Genomic DNA, 2,240 nt, shown 5'->3' on the forward strand with positions numbered 1-2,240 from the left:
CCTGGCAGCAGCAGCCGCCTTCGATCTTGTAGTTCTCACAAACACATGATCAACAGGCGGCTGCGTCCATGTTGCACCACCCCTACCGACACGTCCTACCTGGCCACGGCCCTAATGGCGGCTGCCGTACTAGGTGGGTCCACCGGTCACTGTGCACCGGGGCGAACGCATATTCGGCAAAAAGAGAAACCCGGCCAGTCAGGTTTGTGGACGGCTGTCAGCGCCAGTAAGTTGCGAGTCTGGATGCAGTCCATGGGAATAGGGCTCATCGCCAGCGGCGGGCCGATTTCCGCTGGCTGTCGATCGGGCGGATGACCTCGACGGCGCTGCGGTCGCGGCGACTGGGGCATCGAGGCAAAGTGGACCAAGGAGCCGGTCAGCCGTGAACAGGCTGACGCCTTCGCCAAGAAAGTCGAACGGAAGGGTAAGAACGCGCTCGGGCTCATCGTCAGCATCAACGACCTGAGCGAGCCGGCGCTTGCCACTCACGGCGCGGGCACCTGCTTCATGACGCTGAGCGGCCTGCAGGTCGTCCCCCAATCAGGATGACCGTGGGACTGCGCCGCGGCTCACCTGGTCGGTGTCAGGGCGCAACTCGGCACCGTCACGAATCGCGTCGGCCTGTAGGGCACACACGCCGTACTCGCGGTGCCTCGTCGAGTTGTGGGCGACCACGTCTTCGAACGGATTTGGATACCGAAGCACTGCACAATTGCTCATGCTAGTGACCAGGTGTCGACGAGTTCGTTCGCTAGGTCCGTGAGGTCATCGCGCGGCGACGCCGCAGCACGCGTATTAGGTGGCTAACTGAACGGGCCCGCCGCCTACACCGCTACGCCAAGTGGCCACCTCCCGGTGACTCACGGGCCGGTAGGTCTTTGAAGAAGATCACCCGGCCGATTCTTGGTCCGGTTCGTCGTCGTCACGAGATGGCCTAGACGCCATCAACTCCTGATAGAACAGGGGCGGTAAGAGGTGATCATCCTGATCATCTCTAGTGGCTTGCCGATGCCTGCCGCTTGGTGCGGTCTCCTTCAACGCGACTGAAATGCTTGGAGGCAATTCGGGTAACTGGAATCCCTCGGACTTGATCAAGCCGCGATGCACGCGCAGGCGGTCGAGACTGTAGGCGAGTTCGGCGACGAAGTCCGCCAGTGGGCCCCGGCTCAGACGAAGGTCATCCGAGATGATATCACCTACGACGAGGTGCTCCTGATCGGCCAACTGCTGGATTCGTCGCTCAATCTGTTGATGTTCCCTGACCAGGAGGCGGTGGATGTCGTAGAGCGCGATGGCTCGCCTGCTCTGTTGCCACATTGTGGCCGAGAATCCCTCGTAGTTAGGTTCTACCGCGCCATGAATCCAACCGCGGACATGCCACGGTGTGGTTCGCGTTTCGGGCAGCACTTCGATGTCGCGTTCACGTCCGACCGGTGCGATGAGCAGAACGGGGGGGACGTCAAGCGCAGCAGCCAAGATTAATAATTCGGCGACAGTAATGGTGTCGCGCCGATTGTTCTCGAGGTTCGCGAGGACACTGCGAGGCATCTGATATCCGAGCTGAGCGGTTCTCCTGGCCAGCTGGAGCGCGGTCATGCCACGTTGCTCGCGCCAGTATCGGACCTCGGCAGCGATCCTCCGGGCGAGAAGAACGGACCAGCCGGGCTCGGGCGGCGTCTCGCCCCGATCCGGGAGTTCGGGTGATGTCGTCATTTTGCATCAATTCGGGCAGGAGGGACTTCTCGATCAATCTAGCATGCACGGATCCCGCGTGGCGTCGACCTGATGTGCTGTGATCTCACACGGTCGGCCAATGTGTGGCAGATTTCCTCACACTGAGTTCGCGATCGCGCGGCTCCTCGGGTAGAGTCACACTCGCAACATCAGCCACAGCTGGCCGAGGGGCGTCACGTCGGCCAGTGGGTGGCCAGCCGTCGGGGCATCCGCGAGGGCTGCATGGTCGGCGCGTCCAACCACCTCCAGGGCCGCCGTCCGGGTCAAATCCTGCACCCACACCCCTGGCGCTCGGAGTGGCGGCCCACCGGCCGTCTGCCGCTTCGAATTTGCGCGCATGCGGCATGAACGGAAAGACCCCGCGTACCGAGATGCTAGCGACACCTCGGTACGGCGGGGCCTGAGCTCGCAGCCTAGTACGGCAGCCGCCATTAGGGCCGTGGCCAGGTAAGACGTGTCGGTAGGGGTGGTGCAACATGGACGCAGCCGCCTGTTGATCATGTGTT

General features: G+C 62.5%; 1 protein-coding gene. It reads right to left on the bottom strand.

The features are described 5' to 3' along the window. Positions 1 to 888: 888 nt before the first annotated feature. A complete protein-coding gene (locus C569_RS32915) occupies positions 889 to 1,713 on the bottom strand; it encodes a helix-turn-helix transcriptional regulator (RefSeq protein WP_081636087.1) in 825 nt (274 codons plus the stop codon). Positions 1,714 to 2,240 lie beyond the last annotated feature (527 nt).

Source organism: Micromonospora sp. CNB394 (genome assembly GCF_000374985.1).
Classification (GTDB): Bacteria; Actinomycetota; Actinomycetes; order Mycobacteriales; family Micromonosporaceae; genus Micromonospora; species Micromonospora marina.

What these genes read in the sequence shown, in the direction of transcription:
- C569_RS32915 (WP_081636087.1), bottom strand. Translation starts at nt 1,713, where the DNA reads ATGACGACATCACCCGAACTCCCGGATCGGGGCGAGACGCCGCCCGAG.